We start from the raw sequence: 21,870 nt of genomic DNA, 5'->3' as shown, positions 1-21,870 counted from the left end.
CAGCTGCATCGGGAATTGCGTTAAAGGAATGCTCTAATTATCGGCCGTTCTGTGTACCGCTCGGCGTCGTTACACCCGTCGGTCCGCCACCACTGCCATCAGGTGTCGGATCGCGATCGGTTGCTTCCGGCGGCTTGATTGAGCCGGTTGCCGGATTGTTATCGAACGTGCCCTGGCCCGAAGGCTGCGCGTTAATTGCGTCAGGCTTCGTCGATGCGGTCGAAGCTGGATCGGTTGTCGTGCTGGGCCAGATCGCGAAGCTCACGGCGGCAATCAGGATAACTAGAATGCCGGCTGCAAGCACACCCCAGAGCGAGACGCTGCGCCGCCTATCGGCTAGCTCCTCTTCATAGGACGGCTGTCCGACTGGCATGCCGGTAGCCTCGTCCACGATGCGGTTTTTGTCGTCTCCATATTGGGTCATCGTTTGATCCTCCAATCTGCACAAAAGAAACTAGGTCGGCGGAAACTTGTTCCATCGGCCGGTTTTTGCGTGGTTTCGGCCCCTGGATATGGCGTGGGATATTCTTGATCCTGTTGCATTTCCCTCGCATCACCCATGACATCAAATCGGGAGTGAACCATGGCATTCGACGGCCGCCTGCTTTCCGGCGTCAGCACCCTTGCCGCGGTTGTCGAAAGCGGCAGCTTCGTCAAGGCGGCTGACGCGCTCGGCCTTTCGGCATCCGGCGTCAGCCGCGCCATTTCACGGCTGGAGGCGCGCGTCGGCGTGCGTCTGCTTGACCGCACCACCCGCTCGGTAAGGCTGACGGATGAGGGTGCCCGCTTTCATGCGCAGGTTGTTCCGCATCTTGACGGCATTGCGGAAGCTGCAACGCTTGCGTCAGGCGCATCGCTAACCGTGCGCGGCCGTCTGCGCGTCGATGTCGATCCGATCTTTTCGCGCATGGTGCTCGCTCCGCATCTGAAAGAGTTCGTCGCGCGCTATCCAGAGCTCGAACTCGAGCTGATAACCCGCGAGCTGATGAGCGATCTCGTCGCCGATGGAATCGATATTGCCATCCGCTTCGGTCAGCAGCCGAGCTCGTCGCGCATTGCTCGCAAGCTGATGGAAACCCGCGTCCTGACGGTGGCAACGCCTGCCTATCTCGCAGAGCATGGCACGCCGAAGCTACCCACTGATATCGCCAGCCACTCCTGCATCCAGTTCCGCGACCCCCTCACTGGCCGCACTTTCGAATGGGAACTGCACCGAGGCAGGAAGATCGTGCAGCTCGATGCCAGAGGACCACTTCTGATGAGCGACCCCGGCACCATGCTCGATGCCTGCCTTGCGGGCGCCGGCGTCGCCCAGGTACTTGCCCTCAGCGTCAGGGAGCTGCTTTCCGAAGGCCGTCTGGTCGAACTCTACCCGGACTGGCCGGATGAAACGTTCCCGCTCTATGCGGTTCATCCTTCGCGGCATCATGTGCCTGCCAAGGTTAATGCCTTTATCGAATTCTGTCTCGAACTCATCCGCGACTAAAGCAATACCGGCAGCAGGGTTTTGAAGAAAAACGAAGCACTCAACCGGTCTTCGAAAGTTGGTGACAACCTTCCACGACATGTTCCGGACCTCCCCGAACGTGGGCTATGAAACTCCGCAACCGGAAAAACGCCGAGGAAAGCCATGAAGGGTTTCGCTGCCAACCTCACCGCCTCTCGCCTGGAGGAGATGCTTGCTTTCTATATGGTTGCGGACCCAAATAGCAGCCGCGACGAAACCGACTGTCGCAAGCGGGAAAATGGCACGACAGGCGTAAAGGCGGCAGATCATACCGCCGAGCGCGCCGTTCCCTTGCTCCGGTGACGGAAAACGAAGCCGCTTACTTTACGACCAGAACCGGGATACCCGCCTCCGAAAGAACCTCTGATGTCTGGCTGCCGAGCATGAGCCGCGAGATTCCGCGGCGACCATGCGAGGAGATCACGATCAGGCCACAGCCCTGCTCCGCCGCCGTTTCCAGAATGGCCGAGGCGGGTGAGAGATGCACTTTACTGACGAAGTCGGCAACGACACCGGCACTCTTCGCCTTTTCCCCGATGATCTTTTCCAGATCCTCAATCTCTTTGCGACGGCCCTCGTTATAGCTGTCCATCGCTTCTGCCTGCACGACCCCCTGAAGCGCAAAACCGGTCAGCGGTACGATGACGCTCACGACTGTGACGGGAAGGTGGAGCGCTTTTGCAAGCGCAAGACCATGATCGACACCCCGAGCGGCAAGTTCCGAACCGTCGGTGGGCAGCAATATGCGATTGTACATGGGAGATCCGTTCTGCTGGTTGAATTCAGGTGAAGAGGAATTCAGCCGCGATCGTAATCCCGCGCCTTGACGCAGGTCAACGTCGAGTATTGCTCAGCAGAGAGCAAGGACATCACATCAATTCCAGAGGAAATCCTCGCTCGTGATCCGCGTGGCAAGCTTCAGCGTGCCATCTGGTTGAACGACGTAACGCTCGAACTCCCTTTTACCGAAGTCGCCGAGGAAAGTATGTTTGATGACAGTGCCAGGCTTATAAGGCGAATGGATAACCTTGCCACCGTAGGTCAAGCTGCCCGGTATCGGTTGGTCCTCCGTCGTCGTGCTGCAGCCGGCAGCAAGCAGTATCATCGCGACAACAGCGTATTTCATCTTGAATCCCCGTGTAACGAAGCATCTTATGGTAAATTATATCGCCCGCGCGACAAGCGCGCATTGATTGTTTTGCTTTGGGGACAAATGGTAGCGGAGGAGGGATTTGAACCCCCGACACAAGGATTATGATTCCTCTGCTCTGACCTACTGAGCTACTCCGCCACTGGTCAAACGATACCGTTCGCGAAGCGCTGCCGGTTCGTGGGATGTGCGGCTTATAAGGTGCGCTTCCGCTTTGTGTCAAGCACATGATGGAGAAAAACGGTGGGCTTTTTACTGCACCGTTTTTCGTCGTTTCAGGCCATCGCGTAGTTGGAAAGCAGAGCCTTCAGGGAGGCTTCCGCAGCCGGCTCGCGCTCGGAACGCTCGATGAAGCCGCCGCCGAAGACGCGAGCATCATCGCCGGGCGCGGAATAAAGCGCGCAGGCCTGACCAGGCGCGACGCCGGCTTCGCCGACCGTGAGATCGACATAGATGCCACTCGCATCGAGATGCAGCACCGCGGGCGCCGGTGCGCGGGTGGAGCGCACCTTGGCGTAGCACGCAAAGCCCTCGCCCGAAGCTGCGACCTGAAGCGCTTCGTCGCCCAGCCAATTGACGTCGCGCAGGTAGACGCGATGCGTTTCCAGCGCCTCCTTGGGCCCGACGACGACGCGGCGCGAGCGCGCGTCGAGATAAACGACATAGAGTGGTTCGCCGGTGGCAACGCCGATGCCGCGGCGCTGGCCAATCGTATAATGCAGAATACCCTCGTGTTGGCCGAGGATACGACCGTCGAGGTGCACGATCTCACCTGCCAGGACCGCATTCGGCTTCAGCTTGGTGATGATGTCGGAATACTTGCCCTGCGGCACAAAACAGATGTCCTGGCTGTCGGCCTTCTTGGCGACGACGAGACCCATTTCTTCGGCCAGCCGACGGGTTTCCGACTTCGGCAATCCACCGAGCGGAAAGCGCAGATAGTCGATCTGCTCCTGCGTCGTCGCAAACAGAAAATAGCTCTGGTCACGGTCGGCATCGGCCGGGCGATAGAGCGCGCGACGGCCGGGATTGCAGGAAGACGGGTTCGGGCGCGAACGGATATAATGACCAGTCGCCAGCGCATCGGCACCGAGCTCCCTGGCGGTCGCCAGAAGATCAGCGAACTTGACGGTCTGGTTGCAGGCAACGCAGGGGATCGGCGTTTCACCGGCCACATAGCTTTCCGCGAACGGATTGATGACGGTCTCGCGGAAGCGCTTCTCGTAATCGAGCACGTAATGTGGAATGCCGAGCGTCTCGCAGACGCGGCGCGCATCGTCGATATCCTGGCCCGCGCAGCAGGAGCCGGCGCGGTGAACGGCGGCCCCGTGGTCGTAGAGCTGCAGCGTGATACCCAGCACATCATAGCCCTGGCGTTTGAGAAGCCCGGCCACGACGGAGCTATCGACGCCGCCCGACATGGCGACGACGACACGGGTGTCTTCCGGCTTCTTGTCAAAATCCAGTGTGTTCACGATTGCTGCCAAATTCTATGCTGTTGCGATCCGCCTTCCTGCCTTCGGAATATGGCGGATTTCCTGTATTTCCGGCGGGGTCGTCCGCCAGTCTGCATGGGCGACGGATATAGAAACTATTGCGCCCCTGCGCAAGGCCCGGCTTTTCGGTGCTTTCCCGCGGCGTCATTCGCGGGTCACGCATTGCAGCTATTCGCAATCGACCTTTGATCGGTCGTATTTCATCACGTAGATGAAATGACCCACCTTTTTGAAGAATCGGAAAAATGACAGCCGCCTCCACCACGCTTCGTGGCATCCTCGTCGCATTTGCGGCCTATGCCGTCTTTGCCTTCAGTGATGCATCCATCAAAGCCCTGCACGGAACGGTTCCCTCCTTCCAAGTCGCCTTCACGGGTGCGGTTCTCAGCCTCGCCGCGCTCCCCTTCATTAAGGGGCGAGGCGATTCATGGCTTGATATTTTCAGGACGACGAACAGGCCACTCTGGATGGCGCGGTTTGCGGCTGGCGCAACTGGTGCAATCGCCTCGATCATCACGTTTACCAAGCTGCCGATGGCGGAAGCCTTCTGCCTGCTCTTTCTGCTCCCCTCCTTCGTCACCATTCTCTCGGTCGTCTTTTTGAAGGAAGATGTACGCTGGCAGCGCTGGGCCGCCGTCATCGTCGGCTTCCTCGGCGTGCTGGTGGTTCTGCGACCCGGCTTTCGCGAATTGTCCGTCGGCCATCTGGCGGCGACCATCGGGGCGATCTCGGCCGCCATCGCCATCGTCATCCTTCGCAAACTCGGCCCCGCTGAAAAACGCCTCTCACTCTATGGCGCATCACTGCTCGGCACGCTTGTTGTCAGCAGCCTGCTTATGCTGTCGCAGGTGGTCGTTCCGACACCCCAGCAATGGCTATTCCTTGCGAGCTACGGTCTGCTCGGTGCGGCCGGCAACGTCATGCTGATGACGGCAGCACGCCTCGCCCCGGCAACGCTGGTTGCTACGCCGCAATACAGCCAGATGATCTGGGCAATCGCTTTCGGCTATCTCTTCTTCAATGATAGCGTCGATCTGCCGATGGCTCTTGGCATCGTGCTCATCATCTGCTCAGGCCTGCTGACGCTGATCCGCGAACGCAAGCGCCACGTCCCCCTGCCCGCGGCCGTTACCTCCGGCGACGCACAATCGCCAATCGCCACGACGCCAGCGGAAGGCGACCTGGAAGGTCAGACGCGATAGGCCTATCCCGCCAGCTCGCGCTTTATCTGCGCCGACGGTTCGCTCTTTCACATTCGCGGTGTTCCCCGACCGCGAAAACGGGCGCGAAGGGGGCAATACCTCAGGAGAAGGACACCAAAAAGGCGCAGCTGAACTGCGCCTTCAAATGGAGAGGTGGATGTTGCTGGCTCAGGTGCCAATCAGTTTGTTGCAGGCAAGTGCGATCCCTGGATTGGCGATGATGGCAGTCACGATCGCTAGACCAATCATCGAAAGCGTGTAGCGTTTCATGTGCATCCTCCTTTTCCAGCCCGTGGAGAGTATGCAACGCTGACTGGCGTTATCAAAATAACGAATGATTGAAGCCAATGTGTAAATCGGCCCTTCAGTTCTCCAGGCTGGGATCGACGAAGAGCGAACCATTATAGGCGCCGCGACTCGTGCGGATGGCGACGACGATCCAGATTGCGGCAAGGGCTGCGACCAGAATTTCCCCGAAACCTGTCAAAGCCGGGAGCGGGAAGATGCTGGAAAGCCGCAGCGTCGCGACGGCATAGACGCCGATCGGGAAAGTGTAACCCCACCAGCCGAGATTGAAGGGCAGCCCCTGCCGCAGATGATTGATCGTGATGCCAACCGCCAGACCAAGCCACCAAAGGCCATAGCCCCACAACAGGACGGCACCAAACACAGCCGCCCCCGAAATTGCCGGAACCAATGCACCGAGACCACCAGCCGTAAGAGCTTGCCCACCATTGATGGCAAACAGGGCGAGACCGAGCGCTCCTGTGCCGATCGGGCCGAGGGCGAGGAAACTCGTTGCCGCCATGCCGGCCGGCGGCAACTTGTGCAGAGCCATGCGCAGAAAGAGAATAACGAGAATGCCGAGCGCCAGCGGCACCGAACACGACCAGAGAACGAAGCTCGCAAAAAGCACCGGGAGCTGCTCGCCGGTGGCAAGATGCGGTACCAGCAGCCCGCCGCTTGCGGCCGCAACCTCAGAGGCCACGATCGGCAGCAGCCAGATGGCGCTCATATGCTCGATTGCATGTTGCTGCCGCGTGAACATGACCAGCGGAATGGCAAGACCTGCAAGGACTGCCAGCGCGGCATCCACCCACCAGAGCTCCGCAGCAATAGCGACAGCAGCGGCACCGAAAAGGGATGGCCCGAAGATCAGAAAACCGTTGATGATGGTAGCAAGCCCCATCGGAATGCAGCCGAAGAACATCGATACGACGGGATGATCGAATGCCCTAAGTGCCGCACCAGGGTGCAGCAGCCACTTTCCGGCATATGTGCAGGTCAACACGATAAAGAGACCCATATTTGCGAGCCACAGCACCTCTCCCGCCGCGCGGACCATCGGCAGATCCGGAAACTGACCAAGACAGACGGCGAGGATACCGGTTCCCATCGTCGTCGCAAACCAGTTCGGCGTGAAATGCCGCAGGACCCGCGCCTGCGGCCGGGCAATCGGAACTGAGGGAGATAGAGGTAGGACGGTCATGGTGGATTCCTTTCGTTGACCGCTTTCTTATTCCCACCAAATAATCGCTTCCAACGATTTATCTTGGTAAATTCATTCGATAAAATCGAATAACTATCGGAGGTCATATGACACTAGAGCAACTCAGAATATTCGTGGAGGTGGCTGCGCGGCAGCACGTCACGAGGGCCGCCAACCATCTCAACATGACCCAATCGGCCGTCAGCGCCGCAATTACGGCGCTGGAGACGCGCCACGGCGTGACCCTCTTTGACCGCGTCGGCCGCTCGATCGTGCTGAACCGGACCGGCCAGTTGTTCCTGAAGGAGGCGCAGGCTGTGCTCGCCAGTGCGAAGGCGGCGGAAGCGGCCCTCATGGATCTCTCCGGCCTCATGCATGGAGAACTCACGATCATGGCCAGTCAGACGATCGGCGGCTATTGGCTGTCACCACGACTTGCCGCGTTCCGGCGAGATTATCCGGGAATCGAACTGGCAGTCCGCATCGGCAACACAGCTGAAGTGTCCGACGCCGTTGCCAACGGCGAGGTGGAAGTAGGCCTTATCGAGTGGCCGAGCCACAGGCGCGGCGTTTCGGCAAGGCAGGTCGCGCTGGACGAGATGATCGTCGTCGTCGCCCCCGATCACCCATGGGCAGACGGCAAAATGCGTGGCCCGGCCGATTTTCCGCAGACGCAATGGGTCCTGCGCGAGCGGGGGTCCGGCACCCGCCTCGCCTTCGAAAGCCTTCTGCAAAAGGCCGGCCTCGATATCGATGCGCTCGATGTGGCGATGGTGTTGCCGGAAAACGAACCGCTCGTCGGCATTGTCGAAGCTGGCGTGGGCGCGACGCTGATGTCACGGAGCGTCGTTGCCATGAAGCTGCACAGCGGTCTTCTTACCGAAGTGAACATGCCGCCGCTGCCTCGTCCCTTCTTCCTGTTGCGCCATGAGGAGCGCTATCGCAGCAGAGCGGCTGATGCTTTCGATGCCGTGATATCAGGCTGATGTCCAAGCGGCGCCTACGCCGATAGAGGCTACGCGATGCTACGGGCTTGATCATACAAGTGATGCTAGCATTCGACTGATAGCTGGGGGATGGCCTTGGCGTTCATTTGCTTGACGACGAAGATGCCGATTGCGCCGGCATGCAAGCAATCTGGCAATCCCATCCTCTCATTAAAGGCGAGCGGAGTCCAAAGCACGACGATAGGATTGCCCATGAAAGTAGCCGTTTTCAGCGCTCATGCCTACGACAAGACTTTCTTGGACGAAGCAAATCGGCTTGAACCGGCGCCCTTTGAGCTGATTTACCAGGAAGCCAGTCTCTCTTTGCAGACAGTAGCCTTTGCGCAGGGCTGTGATGCCATTTGCGTCTTCGTCAACGACGTTGTGAATGCACCCGTCCTCGAGGCTTTGCACCGGCTCGGTGTGAAGGGCGTCTTTCTCCGCTGCGCGGGCTTCAACAATGTCGATATCATCACTGCCCAAAAGCTTGGTCTTCTCGTCGCGCGCGTGCCCGCCTACGCTCCAGAAGCCGTGGCGGAACACACGATAGCGCTGATCATGACGCTGAACCGACATACGCATCGCGCCTATAATCGTGTTCGGGAAGGCAATTTCATGCTCAACGGGCTGTTGGGCATGACCCTTCACAAAAAGACGGTCGGTATCATCGGAACAGGCAAGATCGGTCTCGCTGTAGCAAAAATCATGAACGGTTTTGGCTGCCGTGTTCTGGGGTTCGATCCGACGCCGTCCCCGGAATTTAAAGCTATAGGCGAAGTGGTGGACTTGGAAAGCCTGCTGGCTCAGTCCGATATCGTCACGCTCCATTGCCCGCTCTTCGAACACAACCGACACATGATCAACAGAGAGAAACTGGGTTTGATGAAACCTGGCGCAATGCTGATCAATACGTCCCGTGGAGCACTCATCGATACGCGCGCCGTCATTCTGGCACTGAAATCCCGTCGCTTAGGCGCCCTTGGTATCGATGTGTACGAAGAGGAGAGCGCGCTTTTCTTTCACGATCGGTCGTCCGATATCATCGATGATGATGTCTTTCAGCGGCTGATGACTTTTCCCAACGTGCTGGTGACGGGCCATCAGGGGTTCTTTACCACCGAGGCCTTGCGCGAAATTGCAGACGTCACGTTTCAAAACCTGAACTGCCTAGTCAATGGAACAAACTGTCCAAATGCCGTTCTGAAAGCATAAAGCCCCCTTCTGACACGACATCAGAGATCGAACGAACCGGGAAAAGCGATGTGGCAGCAGACATACGATCCGCTGGGAAACCTTCATCTTTCGGCATTGGTTGCCGCCCTGCCTATCCTGTTCTTTCTGGTCGCCCTGACTTTCCTGAAGCTCAAGGGATTGACCGCCGCCGTCGCGACGCTCGCGATATCAATCATCGTGTCTTCCGTCATATTTCATATGCCGCTGGAAAAGATACTTGCAGCAGCCCTCTTCGGCATCCTCGGCGGATTGTGGCCAATCGGCTACATCGTACTTATGGCGGTCTGGCTTTATCGGCTTGCGGTCAAAAGCGGCAAGTTCGAAGTTATCCGGGGAAGCATCGCAACGATTTCGGATGATCAACGCATTCAGGTCATTTTGATCGCCTTCTGCTTCGGTGCGTTCCTGGAAGGGGCGGCCGGATTCGGTGTACCGATCGCCATCTGCGCGGCGCTGCTCGTCGAACTCGGCTTCAAACCGATCAAGGCAGCCATGCTCTGCCTGCTGGCAAATGCCGCCAATGGCGCATACGGCGCAATCGGTATTCCGATCCTCGTCGGTGCACGGCAAGGCGGTGTCAGTCTGGCAGACATGTCCGCCATGATGATCGCCATCGTCCAACTGTCCACACTGTTCGTGCCGTTATTGCTCATTCTTGTTCTGGATGGCTATCGAGGCGTGAGAGAAACCTGGCCCGTACTGCTCCTGATCGGCGTTCTGTTCAGCGGTCTCCAAACACTCACGTTATATTTTGTCGGACCGGAGCTAACCGATATCGTGGCACCACTAGGCTCCATGGGCACGTTGGCATTGTTCATGCTGTTCTGGCAGCCAAAACGATTTACCGGGAAGATGGCGCTCCGCCGATATCATCGCAGCGGTGGTCGCTGATGGAGGTCATCAAGGCTTGGTCGCCTTTTAACATTTTGACCGGCACCATTCTATTATGGAGCTTGCCGCAATTTAAAAGCCTGTTCGCGGAGGATGGTCTTCTCGCGGCCACGGTGCTGAAACTGCAAATCCCATTCCTGCACCTTCAGGTCCAGGAAATGCCTCCGATTTCGGACGCGGTTCACGGGCTGCCTGCCGTTTGGAACGTCGCTCTGATCAGCGCATCCGGAACCGCAATTTTGATTGCTGTGGTTCTTACCATCTTGTTTTCGTCGAGAGTTTCGCCTTCGGAGGCCCTCAGCCAGCTCAGATCGGTCATTCTTGACCTTTGGAGCCCGCTTGCCATGATTTCTATTATCATGGCCGTTGCATATATTGCCAATTTCTCCGAAGCATCGTCCAGCATTGGTCTGGGACTGGCTCAAACTGGCAGGATCTTTCCGCTAATCGCGCCTGTGATCGGCTGGTCTGGCGTGTTCATTACCGGATCCGTCGTCAACAGCAATACGCTTTTTGCCCATCTGCAATTGGTTACAGCATCTCAGATCGGGACTAGCGAGGCGCTCTTGGTAGCGGCCAACACGAGCGGTGGAGTGATGGCAAAACTGATCTCTCCGCAATCGATCGCCATCGCTGCGGCTGCGGTAGGCCAGGTTGGTCGAGAATCCGACATCATGCGGACAACGCTTCTCTATAGCTTTGGGCTTCTCGTCTACGTCTGCCTGTGGACATTCATCTTGTCATTCCTGGTTTGGTGACAAGGAAGCCTTCAATATAAATCAGGAGCTTACCGACGCGGGACGCCATAGGATAATCTCAGGCTGACGCTGTCTTCAATTGCCGACCGTAAATCAACGCTTCAGCCTCATGCTGCGGCATGGGTTTGCCGAGAAGATAGCCCTGCACCTCGCCAAAGCCTTCGGCTCTGAGTTTCTGCAACTGCTCCTCGGTCTCAATGCCCTCGGCCAGCGTAACGGCGTTGAAACCGGAGCCGATGCCGGCGACAGCCCGCACGATGGCCAGATTGCCGGGCTCTGTCTCGATACCGGACACGAAGCTGCGATCGAGCTTGATCTTGTCGAAGGTGAAGGCGCGCAGATAGCTGAGCGAAGAATAGCCTGTACCGAAATCGTCGATGGCAATACGCACACCGAGTTCCTTCAGCGCACGAAGCAACGGTAAGCTCTGCGCCACGTCTGCCAGGAAGACGGATTCGGTGATCTCGACTTCCAGCCGCTCCGGACGCAGCCCCGTCTCATCGAGTGCGGCGACAACGCTGGAAAGCAGGCTCGCGTGGCGAAACTGGATGACAGAAAGATTGACTGCGATCTTAAGATGGTCCGGCCAGGATGCGGCAGCGCGGCAGGCTTCCCGCAAGACCCAGTCGCCGATCGGAACGATGAGCCCCGTCTCCTCGGCGAGTGGAATGAATTCCATCGGCGGGACAAGTCCACGCACCGGATGCCGCCAGCGGATCAGTGCCTCGAAACCGCCGATGCCATCATCCTCGAGCTGCACGATCGGTTGGTAGTGCAGCTCGAACTGCCCTTGTTCCAGCGCATCACGCAATTCCCCGGTCAAAAGATGCCGGCGTTCGGCCTCGAGCCGCATCTCGGCCTCATAGAAACGATAGGTCGAGCGGCCACTTTCCTTGGCGGCGTAGAGTGCCAGGTCAGCGTGGCGCATCAGCACATCGGCTTCGCCGGCATCAACGGGAGCGAGGGCAATGCCGATGCTGCAGGTAACATGCTCCCGTGTGCCATCAAGATCGAAAGCCTTGGCAAGCGACGTGAGCAGTAGATTCGCAAAACGCTCCGCCCGATCTGCGTCGACAAGCTGCAGTACGACCGCGAATTCATCCCCACCGAGACGTGCGACAAGGTCGCCCTCATCGGCAAGCGCCAGCAGGCGCTCTGCAACCTGGCACAGAAGCGCATCGCCAGCAGCATGGCCCTTGCTGTCATTGATCGTCTTGAAGTGGTCCACGTCGATATAAAGCAGCGCCACCGGCTTTTCGATGGAGGCGGTGATGGCCTGCTTACGGATATGTTTGGAGAAGGCGGCGCGGTTTGGCAGGCGCGTCAGTGAGTCATGCATGGCAAGATGCGCAAACTTTGCCTCCACCGCACGCTCTTCCGTCACATCATGCGAAATACCGAGCAAATAACGCGGCTCCGCCCCCTCAGGGGCCGGTAGAGCGCGTTTGACCGTGCGAAGGATCCGTTTGCCGCCATCGGCTCGCTCCATCGTCTCCTCGAAGCTGATCGTCACCCCGGCGACAAGAGCCTCATGATCCTGCTTGCGGAAGATAACCGTCTGTTCAGGAGGGAAAAAGTCCCGATCCGTGTGCCCAACCACGTCGCCGGCACGAAAACCCATGATCTCGCCACAGGCTTCGTTCAGAAGAATGTAGCGGCCATCCTCGTCCATATCCTTGACGAAGACGCCGACCGGCAGGTTGTCGACGATGCTGTCCAAGAGCGAACGCGTATCGGTGACCTGGCGCTGTGCAGCGTTCATCTCGGTTTGGTCCTGCACGATCGCGAGGATCGCAGCTCTTCCGTCGAAACGCACTTCCCGGCCGTAGGTCAGAACTTCGATCGTCTCGCCATTGGCCTTCAGATGCGTCCAGCGCTCGGCCTTCTCCATGTCGGTGCGATCATGAACGGCGCTAAGCATCCGCTCCCGCTCCGCGGCGGGGCGGATATCGAGCACGGTCATGCCCTGATAATCTTCTGCGCTGTAACCATAAAGTGCGAGCGCCGCGTCGTTGACGATCAGGAAGCCGAGCGTATCCGGATCGTAGACCCACATTGGAGAGGGATGCGTCGCAAACAGCGAACGGAAATCATCAACGAAAGCTTCGGATTGCCCGGATATCGTCTGAAACAAAGCCATTGAGAAATTCGCGTGAAATTAGGACCATATCGAAAGTGGTATAGGCGAAAAAGCTAAATAAAATCACAATCATAAGACGCTTAAACTTTGTGCGCGCGCCTGTAAAATAAGCAGCGAACTTATTCAAACCAACGATTTCGCTGCCTAGTTGCAAGTTCCACCGAGCTGGGCAAAGACCCGAACGGATACTTGATCATCAGATGGAACCAATTCATTTCCAAAGAGTTATTTGAAGCTGAAAATACAACCCATCTGCAGGAGGCGACGATGGGCGCATCCCCAAGGACAGATCATGATAAAATTCGAGAATGGATCGAAGCACGTGGCGGCCATCCCGCCCGGATGAAAAGCGGCCTAGTCGGCGTTGATTTCAGCAAGCAAGAAAACACCGTCGAGAATATTTCCTGGGATGAGTTCTTCAGGGTACTCGATGCGAGCAAAAAGACTTTTCTGCATCAAGACGCGAAGATCGCACGGAACTAACGATATCCGCTGGACTAAATAAAAACCCGGCACGGAAGCCGCACCGGGTTTTTGCATGTCTTCCCTGGGAGGAAAACTCAGTCGACGTTAAAGGTCAGCAGCTTTGCCTGACGGATCGCCGGATTCGCTGTCAGCTTGTTCAAAACGGCATCGCTAACCGCAGCATCCACATAGAGCAGAGCGATGGCGTCGCCGCCCTGCTTGTCGCGGCCGAGCTGGAAGTTGGCGATGTTGACGCCAGCAGCACCCAGCGTCGTGCCGATGAAGCCGATCATACCGGGAACGTCGGTATTGGTGATGTAGATCATGTGACTGCCGACATCGGCATCGAGATTGATACCCTTGATCTGGATGAAGCGCGGCTTGCCGTCGGAGAAGACCGTGCCGGCAATCGAACGCGTCATGGATTCCGTCGTCACCGTCAGCTTGATGTAACCATCGAAGACGCCCGACTTGTCGCGCTTGACCTCGGAAAGGATAATACCCTTCTCCTTGATCATGATCGGTGCCGAAACCATATTGACATCGGCAACCTGCGAACGGATCAGGCCGGCGAGAACCGCAGAGGTTAGCGCCCGGGTGTTCATGTTGGCCGTCACGCCGTCATAGAGGATTTCGATCTCCTTGATCGGCTCTTCCGTGACCTGACCGACGAAGGCGCCGAGAACATCAGCGAGCTTGATGAACGGCTTCAGGATCGGTGCTTCTTCAGCCGTGATCGACGGCATGTTGATGGCGTTCGAAACCGCACCTTTTACCAGGTAATCAGCCATCTGCTCGGCAACCTGCAGGGCAACGTTTTCCTGCGCTTCCGTGGTCGATGCGCCGAGATGCGGCGTGCAGACGACATTGGGGAGGCCGAAAAGCGGGCTTTCCTTGGCTGGTTCGACTTCGAAGACATCGAAGGCGGCACCGGCGACATGACCGGACTTAATGGCATCGGCAAGGGCCGCTTCATCGACAAGTCCGCCACGGGCGCAATTGATGATGCGAACGCCAGGCTTGGTCTTGGCAAGCGCTTCCTTATTAAGGATCCCGCGCGTCTTGTCCGTCATCGGCACATGCAGCGTGATGAAATCGGCGCGGGCGAGCAGCTCGTCGAGCTCGACCTTGGTTACGCCCATTTCCTCTGCACGCTCTTTGGAAAGGAACGGGTCATAGGCGACGACATGCATTTTCAGGCCGATGGCGCGGGCGCAGACGATGGAGCCGATATTGCCGGCCCCGATGACGCCGAGTGTCTTGCCCGTGATTTCCACACCCATGAACTTCGACTTTTCCCACTTGCCGGCCTGCGTGGAAAGATCGGCCGCCGGAAGCTGGCGGGCAACAGCAAACATCAGCGCAATCGCGTGTTCAGCCGTCGTGATCGAGTTGCCGAAGGGCGTGTTCATGACGATGATACCGCGGCGCGATGCAGCGGGGATATCGACATTGTCGACGCCGATGCCGGCGCGACCGACAACCTTGAGGTTCTTGGCAGCTTCGATGATCTTTTCCGTTACCTTGGTGGCAGAACGGATGGCAAGACCATCGTAGTTGCCGATGACTTCGAACAGCTTGTCCTTGTCTTTGCCGAGTTGCGGCTGGAAATCGACTTCGACGCCGCGATCACGGAAGATCTGGACAGCGGTTTCCGACAGTTCGTCGGATACGAGAACGCGAGGTGCCATACGGGCCTCCTTCAAAAAGTTCAGCGATGAATTTGAATTGGGAATGCTAGGCTCCGCCATCAGACGGAGCCGTATGCGATCACATCAGGCAGCAGCCTGGGAAAGCGCAGCCTTCTGCGTTTCAAAGGCCCAGGTGAGCCAAGGCATCAGCTTCTGCATGTCAGCGGTTTCGATCGTCGCACCTGCCCAGATGCGCAGCCCCGACGGAGCATCGCGGTAAGCGCCGATGTCGTAGGCGACGCCTTCTTTTTCGAGAAGAGCGACGAGGCCCTTGGCGAAGTTCGCCTGGCCATCGGCATCGAGAGCGGCAACGTCCTTGTCGACGATCTTTAGGCAGATCGAGGTGTTGGATTCGATCTCGGGATTGACGGCCAAGTTGGCGATCCAGTCGTTTGCAGCAACAAAATCGGCAATCACCTTGGCATTGGCGTCAGCCCGGCCGATCAAAGATCTGAGGCCGCCGAGCTGCTTGGCCCAGAGAAGCGCGTCGATATAGTCCTCGACGCAAAGCATCGACGGCGTGTTGATCGTTTCGCCCTGGAAGATGCCTTCGATCAGCTTGCCGCCAGAGGTCAGGCGGAAGATCTTCGGCAGCGGCCATGCCGGCTGGTACGAAACCAGACGTTCCACAGCGCGCGGCGACAAGATGAGGACGCCATGTGCACCCTCGCCGCCAAGAACCTTCTGCCAGGAGAAGGTGACGACGTCGAGCTTGGCGAAATCGAGGTTCTGCGCGAAGGCGGCCGAGGTCGCATCGCAGATCGTCAGGCCCTTACGGTCGGCAGGGATGAAATCGGCATTCGGAACGCGAACGCCCGAGGTCGTGCCATTCCAGGTGAAGACCACATCACGGTCGAAATCGACGGTGGAAAGATCAGGGAGTTCACCGTAACCCGCTTCGATCTTGCGAACGTCCTTGAGCTTGAGCTGCTTGACAACATCGGTGACCCAGCCAGCGCCGAAGCTTTCCCAGGCAACCATATCGACGCCACGCTCGCCGAGCAGCGACCAGAGCGCCATTTCGACGGCGCCGGTGTCGGAAGCCGGAACGATACCGATGCGGTAGTCCGCGGGCACTTCCAGAATTTCGCGGGTGAGATCGATCGCCTGCTTGAGCTTGGCCTTGCCGACTTTCGCACGATGCGAGCGGCCCAGAGCCGCGTCGGAAAGAGCCTCAAGCGTCCAACCAGGACGTTTCGCGCAGGGGCCAGAAGAAAAATGAGTGTTTTGCGGACGCACGTCCGGCTTTGCGGTATTCGCCATATTGCTACCCTTCCAGATAGATGGCTCCTCGTTGGGGAGGAGTGTCCCGCCGCGGTGTTTATGGGCGAAGCCCGTCACAGTCAAGTGGCTGGTGTCGTTTCTGGAGGGTATTTTGCCGCAGCAGCGACTAAGCCGCTCTCTTTGCGAACCATCAGACAAAACGAAAAAGCCGCCCCTTCGGGCGACTTTCGATGACATTTGAAATTTCGGTCCTACTTGTATACCGGCTGCTGCAGCGGAATTTGCGGCGGTTCGTAGGCGACCGGCTGGGCACATCCGTCGAAGAGATAACGGGCGCCAATGCGGGCTTCATGGACGTTGATGCCACGGTCGCGGCCCGGGCCGCCATTTTCGTTGTAGCCGAACATGTCGCCGCCGTTGATATGCAGGTAGCGGTAACCGACATCGGCCTTGACGTTGCAGGTCACGTCGATCGAAGCACCTGCCATAAGGGCATAGCTGAAGCGCCAGCCGCTGCGACCGCCGTGAACGACTTCGTCATCGCAGCCACTGCCGTCGTCAGCGCAGGCAACGTTGTGGAGGTCCTTCCACTTGACGTAGGAACCACCGATACCGGCACCGACATAGGGCGTGAAGTAGGCGTAGGTGCCGAGGTCGACGTAAGCGTTGGCGAGCAGTGTATAAGCCGTCATCGACGATACATCTGTCGAAGTACATGAGACGACGCAGGCGCCGAAGGCCGCACCGCCGCCTGTCGTCGAGCCGCGGAAGTCGGCCTTGGTGAGATAATCGAAGGTCAAATCGGTGCGCAGATAGTTATTGATCTGGTAACCGACACCACCGCCAACCGTCCAGGCATCATCCAGATCAGCATGATCGAAATCGGCTTCCAGGGCATTGCTTCCCTGGAAGAACTTTGCACCACGCAGATCGGTGAAGGCGTAGCCGACATCACCGCGCAGATACCAGCCGGTACTTTCGCTGACCGCAACTTCCGGCGGCTGTTCCGGCACGGGCTCGACCGGAGCAAGATCGGCAGAATAGGCATTCGACGCAATCAAGAGCGCGGCGAAGATACCGGAGAAGGTTCGTTTCATGGATTCACTCCAGTCGGTTGCGTGGCGTGCCGTGGGCCGCCAAAACGGATACGCTTTTTATGGATAATGAATCGGAAACGTTAAAAGCTGCTTAACCATAAGAAGTAATTTGAATATTCGCCGTAAAACATGTTTCGAAAAAGTAAATGCGGACCAACTGCCTGTTTCAACTTCTGAAATTTGCAAGACGACAAATAAAAAGTGCTGTGGATTTCACCCAGGCGGATGAAGAGAGCAGAAAGACAAGCAAACCGCATCGCCTGCATGTTCTTTCGGCATCGAACCTCTTAAGACAAGCCGAAGATTTCGATGCAGGATCAGCACATGCAAAGCAACAACAGGCAGGCCGCCAATACCATTGCCGATCTCTACGAGCGGCATGCAAAGCTCTGGGACACCAGCCGCGGCAAAACGCTCTTTGAGCGAAGCTGGCTGGATCGATTCACCGCACTAATCCCGCAACGCGGTTCGATCCTCGATATTGGCTGCGGCTCCGGCGAGCCACTCGCGCGTCATTTCATCGAGAGCGACTATGCGGTTACCGGCATCGATTCTTCATCAAGCCTGATCGACATGTGCAAGACGCGCTTCCCAAACTCCGATTGGCAGATCGCAGACATGCGCAGCCTCTCGCTTGGCAGAAGCTTCGATGGGCTGATTGCCTGGGATAGTTTCTTCCACCTGACCTCCGAGGACCAGCGAGACATGTTCCCACTGTTTCGCACCCATTCGAAACAGGGGACGGCGTTGATGTTCACCAGTGGGCCGGCGCACGGAGAAGCCATGGGCACCTTTGTCGGCGAGCCTCTCTATCACAGCAGCCTCAGCCCGGATGAATATCGCGCCCTGCTCACTGAACACGGCTTCACAGTCGTCGCCCACAAGGCCGAAGACCCAGCTTGCGGCAGTCACACGGTCTGGCTCGCACAACGCCAATAAAAGTGCCGACAAAAAAGCCGGCGCAAAGGCCGGCTTTATTTCTTCCTGCATCGCTTTCAGGCGGCGCTGCGAACGCTCGAAATCGTGCCGATCAGATCGTTGACGATCCGCTCGATCTGCGCGCGGTCGTCGCCTTCCGCCATCACGCGGATCAGCGGCTCGGTGCCGGACGGGCGGATGACGAGACGGCCGTTCTTCGACAGCTCGGCTTCCGCATCGGCAATTGCCTTGACCACCTGCAGGTCTTCCAGCGGCTTGCCACCGCTGATGCGGACATTGCGCAGAAGCTGCGGGACTGGCTCGAAGCGGCGGCAGACTTCACTGACCGTCTTGCCCGTCCGCTTGATAGCGGCGAGAATCTGCAAGGCAGCGACGAGACCGTCGCCGGTTGTGCCATAGTCCGAAAGCACGATATGTCCGGACTGCTCGCCACCGACATTGTAGTTATGCTGGCGCATGTGCTCGACCACATAGCGGTCGCCCACCTTCGTGCGGGCAAGGCTGAGGCCCTTGTCTTCAAGGAAGCGCTCAAGGCCAAGATTGGACATGACGGTCGCAACGATGCCGTTGCCGCGCAGCTGCTGGCTCTCGGCCCAGCTTTCGGCGATGACGGCCATGAGCTGATCACCATCAACGATCGAGCCGTTCTCATCGACGATGATGACGCGGTCCGCATCGCCATCAAGTGCAATGCCGATATCGGCGCGCACCTCGTCGACCTTCTTCTGCAGGGCGACCGGGCTGGTGGAGCCGCAATTCAGATTGATATTCGTGCCGTTCGGATCGTTGCCGATCGTCACCACATCGGCGCCGAGTTCCCAGAGAACAGCAGGCGCCACCTTGTAGGCCGCACCGTTGGCGCAGTCGACCGCGACGCGTAGGCCCTGCAAGGTCACATCGCGCGGCAAGGTGCGTTTAACGTGTTCGAGATAGCGGTAAATATCGCCATCGACGCGTTTGGCTCGACCGATTTCCTCAGCCTTCGCAAGCTGTCCCGAAAGGTCCTTGTCGAGCAGATCCTCGATCTGCGCCTCGATATCATCGGAGAGCTTGTAGCCATCAGGACCGAAAAGCTTGATACCGTTATCCTGGAACGGATTGTGCGAGGCCGAAATCATCACCCCGATATCGCACCGCAGAGAACGCGTTAGCATGGCAACCGCAGGCGTCGGAATAGGGCCGAGCAGAAATACGTCCAGCCCCGCTGCCGTAAAGCCGGCCACGAGGGCGTTCTCCAGCATGTAGCCTGACAGGCGCGTGTCCTTGCCGATCACCACACGATGACGATGAGCGCCGTTACGAAAAATCGTCCCTGCGGCGATGCCGACCCGCATCGCGAGATCCGGCGTCATGGGGAAGATGTTGGCCTGGCCTCGGATGCCGTCAGTCCCGAAATAGCGTCTTTTCATATGCACTCCTGCGCTTTTGGCGCGCCGTAGAGGCTGCGCATTCCTCAAGCAAGAATCCGGCTTCAATATCAAGGCCGTGCCCGAAACCTTTATCCAGACTTGTCCCTGGTCAGCGGAATGCCACAAAACCGCATAACCGGCACGTAAATTACCAAGAAAATCGATTATATCCTGTTACTAATATTAAAAAGGCCGGGTTCCCTGTGGAAATCCGGCCCTTTAGAAAAGTCCTGTTCAATTTCAGTGGGGCTGGGGTTCCAGCCCACCCTCGGGTTCATCACCCTTGGAAGCTGGACGCACACCGGCCTTCGGAACAGCCGAACCTCGGCTCGGAGGCGAATCATCGCCAAGATCACGCGCAGGCTTTTCGCCGCGGATCAGGGCCTTGATCTCTTCGCCGGTCAGCGTCTCGTATTCGAGCAGGCCTTCGGCGAGAGCGACGAATTCGTCGTGCTTTTCCGTTAGGATCGTACGGGCCTGCGTATAGGCCTGGTCGATCAGGCGGCGCACTTCGTTATCGATCTTCTGAGCGGTCGCTTCTGAAACGTTCTTCGATTGCGAAACCGAATGGCCGAGGAAGACTTCCTGCTGGTTCTCGCCATAGGCAACCTGGCCGAGTTCGTCGGAGAAGCCCCATTGGGTGACCATCGCACGGGCAAGCTTGGTCGCCTGCTCGATATCGGAGGAAGCACCCGACGTGATGTTCTCCTTACCGAAGGTCAGTTCTTCGGCGACGCGGCCGCCCATCATGATGCAGAGGCGCGAGATCATCCACTTATAGCTCATCGAATAGCGATCGCCCTCGGGGAGCTGCATAACCATGCCGAGAGCGCGTCCGCGCGGAATGATCGTCGCCTTGTGCAGCGGATCGGCGACGGCAACGTTCAGCGCGGTGATCGCGTGACCGGCCTCATGATAGGCCGTGAGCTTCTTTTCCGCTTCGGTCATGGCCGAAGAGCGGCGCTCCGCACCCATCATGATCTTGTCCTTGGCGTCTTCGAATTCCTGCATGGTGACGACGCGCTTGTTGCGGCGCGCAGCCATCAGGGCAGCTTCGTTGACGAGGTTCATGAGGTCTGCACCCGAGAAACCGGGCGTGCCACGAGCAAGAACCTTGAGATCGACATTCGGCGCCAGCGGAACGTTGCGGGCATGAACCTTCAGGATGCGCTCGCGACCGACGATATCAGGGTTCGGAACGACGACCTGGCGGTCGAAGCGGCCCGGACGCAACAGTGCTGGATCAAGAACGTCAGGACGGTTGGTCGCAGCGATCAGGATAATGCCTTCATTGGCTTCGAAACCATCCATCTCGACAAGCAACTGGTTCAGCGTCTGTTCGCGCTCGTCGTTACCACCGCCGAGACCTGCGCCACGATGGCGGCCGACAGCGTCGATTTCGTCGATGAAGATGATGCAGGGCGCATTCTTCTTGGCCTGCTCGAACATGTCGCGGACACGGCTTGCACCGACACCGACGAACATTTCGACGAAGTCCGAACCAGAAATGGTGAAGAACGGAACGTTGGCTTCGCCGGCAACCGAGCGGGCAAGCAGCGTCTTGCCGGTACCCGGAGGGCCAACGAGCAGCACGCCGCGCGGAATCTTGCCACCGAGGCGCTGGAATTTCTGCGGATCACGCAGGAATTCGACGATTTCTTCCAGATCCTGCTTGGCCTCGTCCACACCCGCAACGTCATCGAAGGTGACGCGGCCGTGCGCCTCGGTCAGAAGCTTGGCCTTGGACTTGCCGAAGCCCATCGCACCGCGAGAACCGCCTTGCATCTGCCGCATGAAGAACAGCCAGACGCCGAGAATCAAAAGCATCGGCAGCAGCGTTCCGAGATAGCTCAAAAAGCCGGAGGAACCATCGGTTTCCGGGCGCGCAGTGACAGCGACGTTCTTGGACTGCAGGCGGTCAAGCAGATTGCCGTCGACAACGGGCGAATAGGTCTGGAAGGTATTGTTGTTTTCCAGATATGTCCCGGTCAGCCTGTTGCCAGTGACCACGACATCCTTCACACGGCCCGCATCCACCTCACGCAGGAACTGCGAATAAGGGATCTCGCGCGAACCCGTCTGCGCCGGAGCCGTCTGGAACATACTGAAGAGGGCGATCAGCAGAAGCGCTATGATCGCCCACAAGGCGAAATTACGTAAGTTAGGGTTCATCGAACTCCCCAGCACTGGACA

18 protein-coding genes, 1 tRNA gene and 1 pseudogene are annotated in these 21,870 nt (G+C 58.2%); 8 read left to right on the top strand and 12 right to left on the bottom strand.

Features of this window, described 5'->3' with window-relative positions; translation table 11 throughout:
* Positions 1 to 37: 37 nt before the first annotated feature.
* Positions 38 to 373, bottom strand: coding sequence for a hypothetical protein (locus tag FHX08_RS29300; RefSeq protein ID WP_409527426.1), 336 nt, complete (start codon positions 371 to 373; stop codon positions 38 to 40).
* 210 nt (positions 374 to 583) lie between these two features.
* On the opposite strand from FHX08_RS29300, the gene FHX08_RS29295 reads away from it, so the two are divergent.
* Both FHX08_RS29295 and FHX08_RS29290 read left to right on the top strand, forming a co-directional pair.
* The gene (locus FHX08_RS29295) at positions 584 to 1,486 is read left to right on the top strand and encodes a LysR family transcriptional regulator (protein WP_132656894.1); all 903 of its coding nucleotides are present in this window, start codon (positions 584 to 586) and stop codon (positions 1,484 to 1,486) included.
* A 144-nt stretch (positions 1,487 to 1,630) separates the two neighbouring features.
* A complete protein-coding gene (locus FHX08_RS29290; protein ID WP_132656895.1) occupies positions 1,631 to 1,810 on the top strand; it encodes a hypothetical protein in 180 nt (59 codons plus the stop codon).
* A gap of 16 nt (positions 1,811 to 1,826) precedes the next feature.
* Here the strand turns inward: FHX08_RS29290 and FHX08_RS29285 are convergent, their stop codons facing one another.
* The 4 genes from FHX08_RS29285 to mnmA form a co-directional block, all read right to left on the bottom strand.
* Positions 1,827 to 2,264, bottom strand: a complete 438-nt coding sequence (locus tag FHX08_RS29285; protein WP_132656896.1) for a universal stress protein — start codon at positions 2,262 to 2,264, stop codon at positions 1,827 to 1,829.
* Between the two features lie 117 nt (positions 2,265 to 2,381).
* Entirely contained in the window at positions 2,382 to 2,633 is a 252-nt protein-coding gene (locus FHX08_RS29280) for a hypothetical protein (RefSeq protein ID WP_132656897.1), read from the bottom strand.
* Positions 2,634 to 2,721: 88 nt separating this feature from the next.
* Positions 2,722 to 2,798 (bottom strand) — tRNA-Met (locus FHX08_RS29275).
* Between the two features lie 134 nt (positions 2,799 to 2,932).
* Entirely contained in the window at positions 2,933 to 4,132 is a 1,200-nt protein-coding gene (gene mnmA / locus FHX08_RS29270; RefSeq protein ID WP_132656898.1) for a tRNA 2-thiouridine(34) synthase MnmA, read from the bottom strand.
* A gap of 266 nt (positions 4,133 to 4,398) precedes the next feature.
* Between mnmA and FHX08_RS29265 the strand changes: the two genes are divergently transcribed.
* Positions 4,399 to 5,355, top strand: a complete 957-nt coding sequence (locus tag FHX08_RS29265) for a DMT family transporter (protein WP_132656899.1) — start codon at positions 4,399 to 4,401, stop codon at positions 5,353 to 5,355.
* 364 nt (positions 5,356 to 5,719) lie between these two features.
* Here the strand turns inward: FHX08_RS29265 and FHX08_RS29260 are convergent, their stop codons facing one another.
* Positions 5,720 to 6,844, bottom strand: a complete 1,125-nt coding sequence (locus tag FHX08_RS29260; RefSeq protein WP_132656900.1) for a TDT family transporter — start codon at positions 6,842 to 6,844, stop codon at positions 5,720 to 5,722.
* Between the two features lie 107 nt (positions 6,845 to 6,951).
* Between FHX08_RS29260 and FHX08_RS29255 the strand changes: the two genes are divergently transcribed.
* From FHX08_RS29255 to FHX08_RS32140, 3 genes and pseudogenes are all read left to right on the top strand, one after another.
* The gene (locus FHX08_RS29255; protein WP_132656901.1) at positions 6,952 to 7,830 is read left to right on the top strand and encodes a LysR family transcriptional regulator; all 879 of its coding nucleotides are present in this window, start codon (positions 6,952 to 6,954) and stop codon (positions 7,828 to 7,830) included.
* A 213-nt stretch (positions 7,831 to 8,043) separates the two neighbouring features.
* A complete protein-coding gene (locus FHX08_RS29250; protein ID WP_184328110.1) occupies positions 8,044 to 9,042 on the top strand; it encodes a 2-hydroxyacid dehydrogenase in 999 nt (332 codons plus the stop codon).
* 48 nt (positions 9,043 to 9,090) lie between these two features.
* Positions 9,091 to 10,712 (top strand): annotated as a pseudogene (locus FHX08_RS32140) (L-lactate permease).
* A gap of 58 nt (positions 10,713 to 10,770) precedes the next feature.
* Here FHX08_RS32140 and FHX08_RS29240 read toward each other — a convergent pair.
* A complete protein-coding gene (locus FHX08_RS29240) occupies positions 10,771 to 12,852 on the bottom strand; it encodes a bifunctional diguanylate cyclase/phosphodiesterase (RefSeq protein WP_132656903.1) in 2,082 nt (693 codons plus the stop codon).
* A 267-nt stretch (positions 12,853 to 13,119) separates the two neighbouring features.
* Here FHX08_RS29240 and FHX08_RS29235 point away from each other — a divergent pair, with 267 nt between their 5' ends.
* Entirely contained in the window at positions 13,120 to 13,335 is a 216-nt protein-coding gene (locus tag FHX08_RS29235) for a hypothetical protein (protein WP_132657239.1), read from the top strand.
* 77 nt (positions 13,336 to 13,412) lie between these two features.
* Here FHX08_RS29235 and serA read toward each other — a convergent pair whose 3' ends face one another.
* The 3 genes from serA to FHX08_RS29220 form a co-directional block, all read right to left on the bottom strand.
* Positions 13,413 to 15,008, bottom strand: coding sequence for a phosphoglycerate dehydrogenase (gene serA, locus FHX08_RS29230; RefSeq protein ID WP_132656904.1), 1,596 nt, complete (start codon positions 15,006 to 15,008; stop codon positions 13,413 to 13,415).
* A gap of 84 nt (positions 15,009 to 15,092) precedes the next feature.
* Positions 15,093 to 16,271, bottom strand: coding sequence for a phosphoserine transaminase (locus FHX08_RS29225; RefSeq protein WP_184328109.1), 1,179 nt, complete (start codon positions 16,269 to 16,271; stop codon positions 15,093 to 15,095).
* Between the two features lie 212 nt (positions 16,272 to 16,483).
* Positions 16,484 to 17,329 carry an outer membrane protein gene (locus tag FHX08_RS29220; protein ID WP_132656907.1) on the bottom strand — a complete coding sequence of 282 codons (846 nt, stop codon included), beginning with the start codon at positions 17,327 to 17,329 and terminating at the stop codon, positions 16,484 to 16,486.
* 324 nt (positions 17,330 to 17,653) lie between these two features.
* Here FHX08_RS29220 and FHX08_RS29215 point away from each other — a divergent pair, with 324 nt between their 5' ends.
* Complete coding sequence (locus FHX08_RS29215) at positions 17,654 to 18,268, top strand: class I SAM-dependent DNA methyltransferase (RefSeq protein ID WP_184328108.1); 615 nt, start codon at positions 17,654 to 17,656, stop codon at positions 18,266 to 18,268.
* Positions 18,269 to 18,324: 56 nt separating this feature from the next.
* Here FHX08_RS29215 and glmM read toward each other — a convergent pair whose 3' ends face one another.
* Together glmM and ftsH are read right to left on the bottom strand one after the other, a co-directional pair.
* Complete coding sequence (glmM, locus tag FHX08_RS29210) at positions 18,325 to 19,677, bottom strand: phosphoglucosamine mutase (protein ID WP_132656909.1); 1,353 nt, start codon at positions 19,675 to 19,677, stop codon at positions 18,325 to 18,327.
* A 240-nt stretch (positions 19,678 to 19,917) separates the two neighbouring features.
* Positions 19,918 to 21,849 carry an ATP-dependent zinc metalloprotease FtsH gene (ftsH, locus tag FHX08_RS29205; protein ID WP_132656910.1) on the bottom strand — a complete coding sequence of 644 codons (1,932 nt, stop codon included), beginning with the start codon at positions 21,847 to 21,849 and terminating at the stop codon, positions 19,918 to 19,920.
* Positions 21,850 to 21,870: the final 21 nt, after the last annotated feature.

The sequence above is a fragment of the Rhizobium sp. BK529 genome, assembly GCF_014194105.1.
Lineage (GTDB): Bacteria > Pseudomonadota > Alphaproteobacteria > Rhizobiales > Rhizobiaceae > Rhizobium.
Note: the sequence above shows the minus strand (reverse complement) of the source record. Positions and strands in the feature narration are given on the sequence as shown.

Excerpts from the sequence above, each read along its gene's own strand:
- FHX08_RS29220 (WP_132656907.1), bottom strand. The coding sequence starts at position 17,329 with ATGAAACGAACCTTCTCCGGTATCTTCGCCGCGCTCTTGATTGCGTCG.
- FHX08_RS29290 (WP_132656895.1), top strand. The coding sequence starts at position 1,631 with ATGAAGGGTTTCGCTGCCAACCTCACCGCCTCTCGCCTGGAGGAGATG.
- FHX08_RS29285 (WP_132656896.1), bottom strand. The coding sequence starts at position 2,264 with ATGTACAATCGCATATTGCTGCCCACCGACGGTTCGGAACTTGCCGCT.
- ftsH (WP_132656910.1), bottom strand. The coding sequence starts at position 21,849 with ATGAACCCTAACTTACGTAATTTCGCCTTGTGGGCGATCATAGCGCTT.
- FHX08_RS29240 (WP_132656903.1), bottom strand. The coding sequence starts at position 12,852 with ATGGCTTTGTTTCAGACGATATCCGGGCAATCCGAAGCTTTCGTTGAT.
- FHX08_RS29280 (WP_132656897.1), bottom strand. The coding sequence starts at position 2,633 with ATGAAATACGCTGTTGTCGCGATGATACTGCTTGCTGCCGGCTGCAGC.
- FHX08_RS29235 (WP_132657239.1), top strand. The coding sequence starts at position 13,120 with ATGGGCGCATCCCCAAGGACAGATCATGATAAAATTCGAGAATGGATC.
- glmM (WP_132656909.1), bottom strand. The coding sequence starts at position 19,677 with ATGAAAAGACGCTATTTCGGGACTGACGGCATCCGAGGCCAGGCCAAC.
- FHX08_RS29265 (WP_132656899.1), top strand. The coding sequence starts at position 4,399 with ATGACAGCCGCCTCCACCACGCTTCGTGGCATCCTCGTCGCATTTGCG.
- FHX08_RS29260 (WP_132656900.1), bottom strand. The coding sequence starts at position 6,844 with ATGACCGTCCTACCTCTATCTCCCTCAGTTCCGATTGCCCGGCCGCAG.
- FHX08_RS29300 (WP_409527426.1), bottom strand. The coding sequence starts at position 373 with ATGCCAGTCGGACAGCCGTCCTATGAAGAGGAGCTAGCCGATAGGCGG.
- FHX08_RS29250 (WP_184328110.1), top strand. The coding sequence starts at position 8,044 with ATGAAAGTAGCCGTTTTCAGCGCTCATGCCTACGACAAGACTTTCTTG.
- serA (WP_132656904.1), bottom strand. The coding sequence starts at position 15,008 with ATGGCACCTCGCGTTCTCGTATCCGACGAACTGTCGGAAACCGCTGTC.
- FHX08_RS29255 (WP_132656901.1), top strand. The coding sequence starts at position 6,952 with ATGACACTAGAGCAACTCAGAATATTCGTGGAGGTGGCTGCGCGGCAG.
- FHX08_RS29215 (WP_184328108.1), top strand. The coding sequence starts at position 17,654 with ATGCAAAGCAACAACAGGCAGGCCGCCAATACCATTGCCGATCTCTAC.
- FHX08_RS29295 (WP_132656894.1), top strand. The coding sequence starts at position 584 with ATGGCATTCGACGGCCGCCTGCTTTCCGGCGTCAGCACCCTTGCCGCG.
- FHX08_RS29225 (WP_184328109.1), bottom strand. The coding sequence starts at position 16,271 with ATGGCGAATACCGCAAAGCCGGACGTGCGTCCGCAAAACACTCATTTT.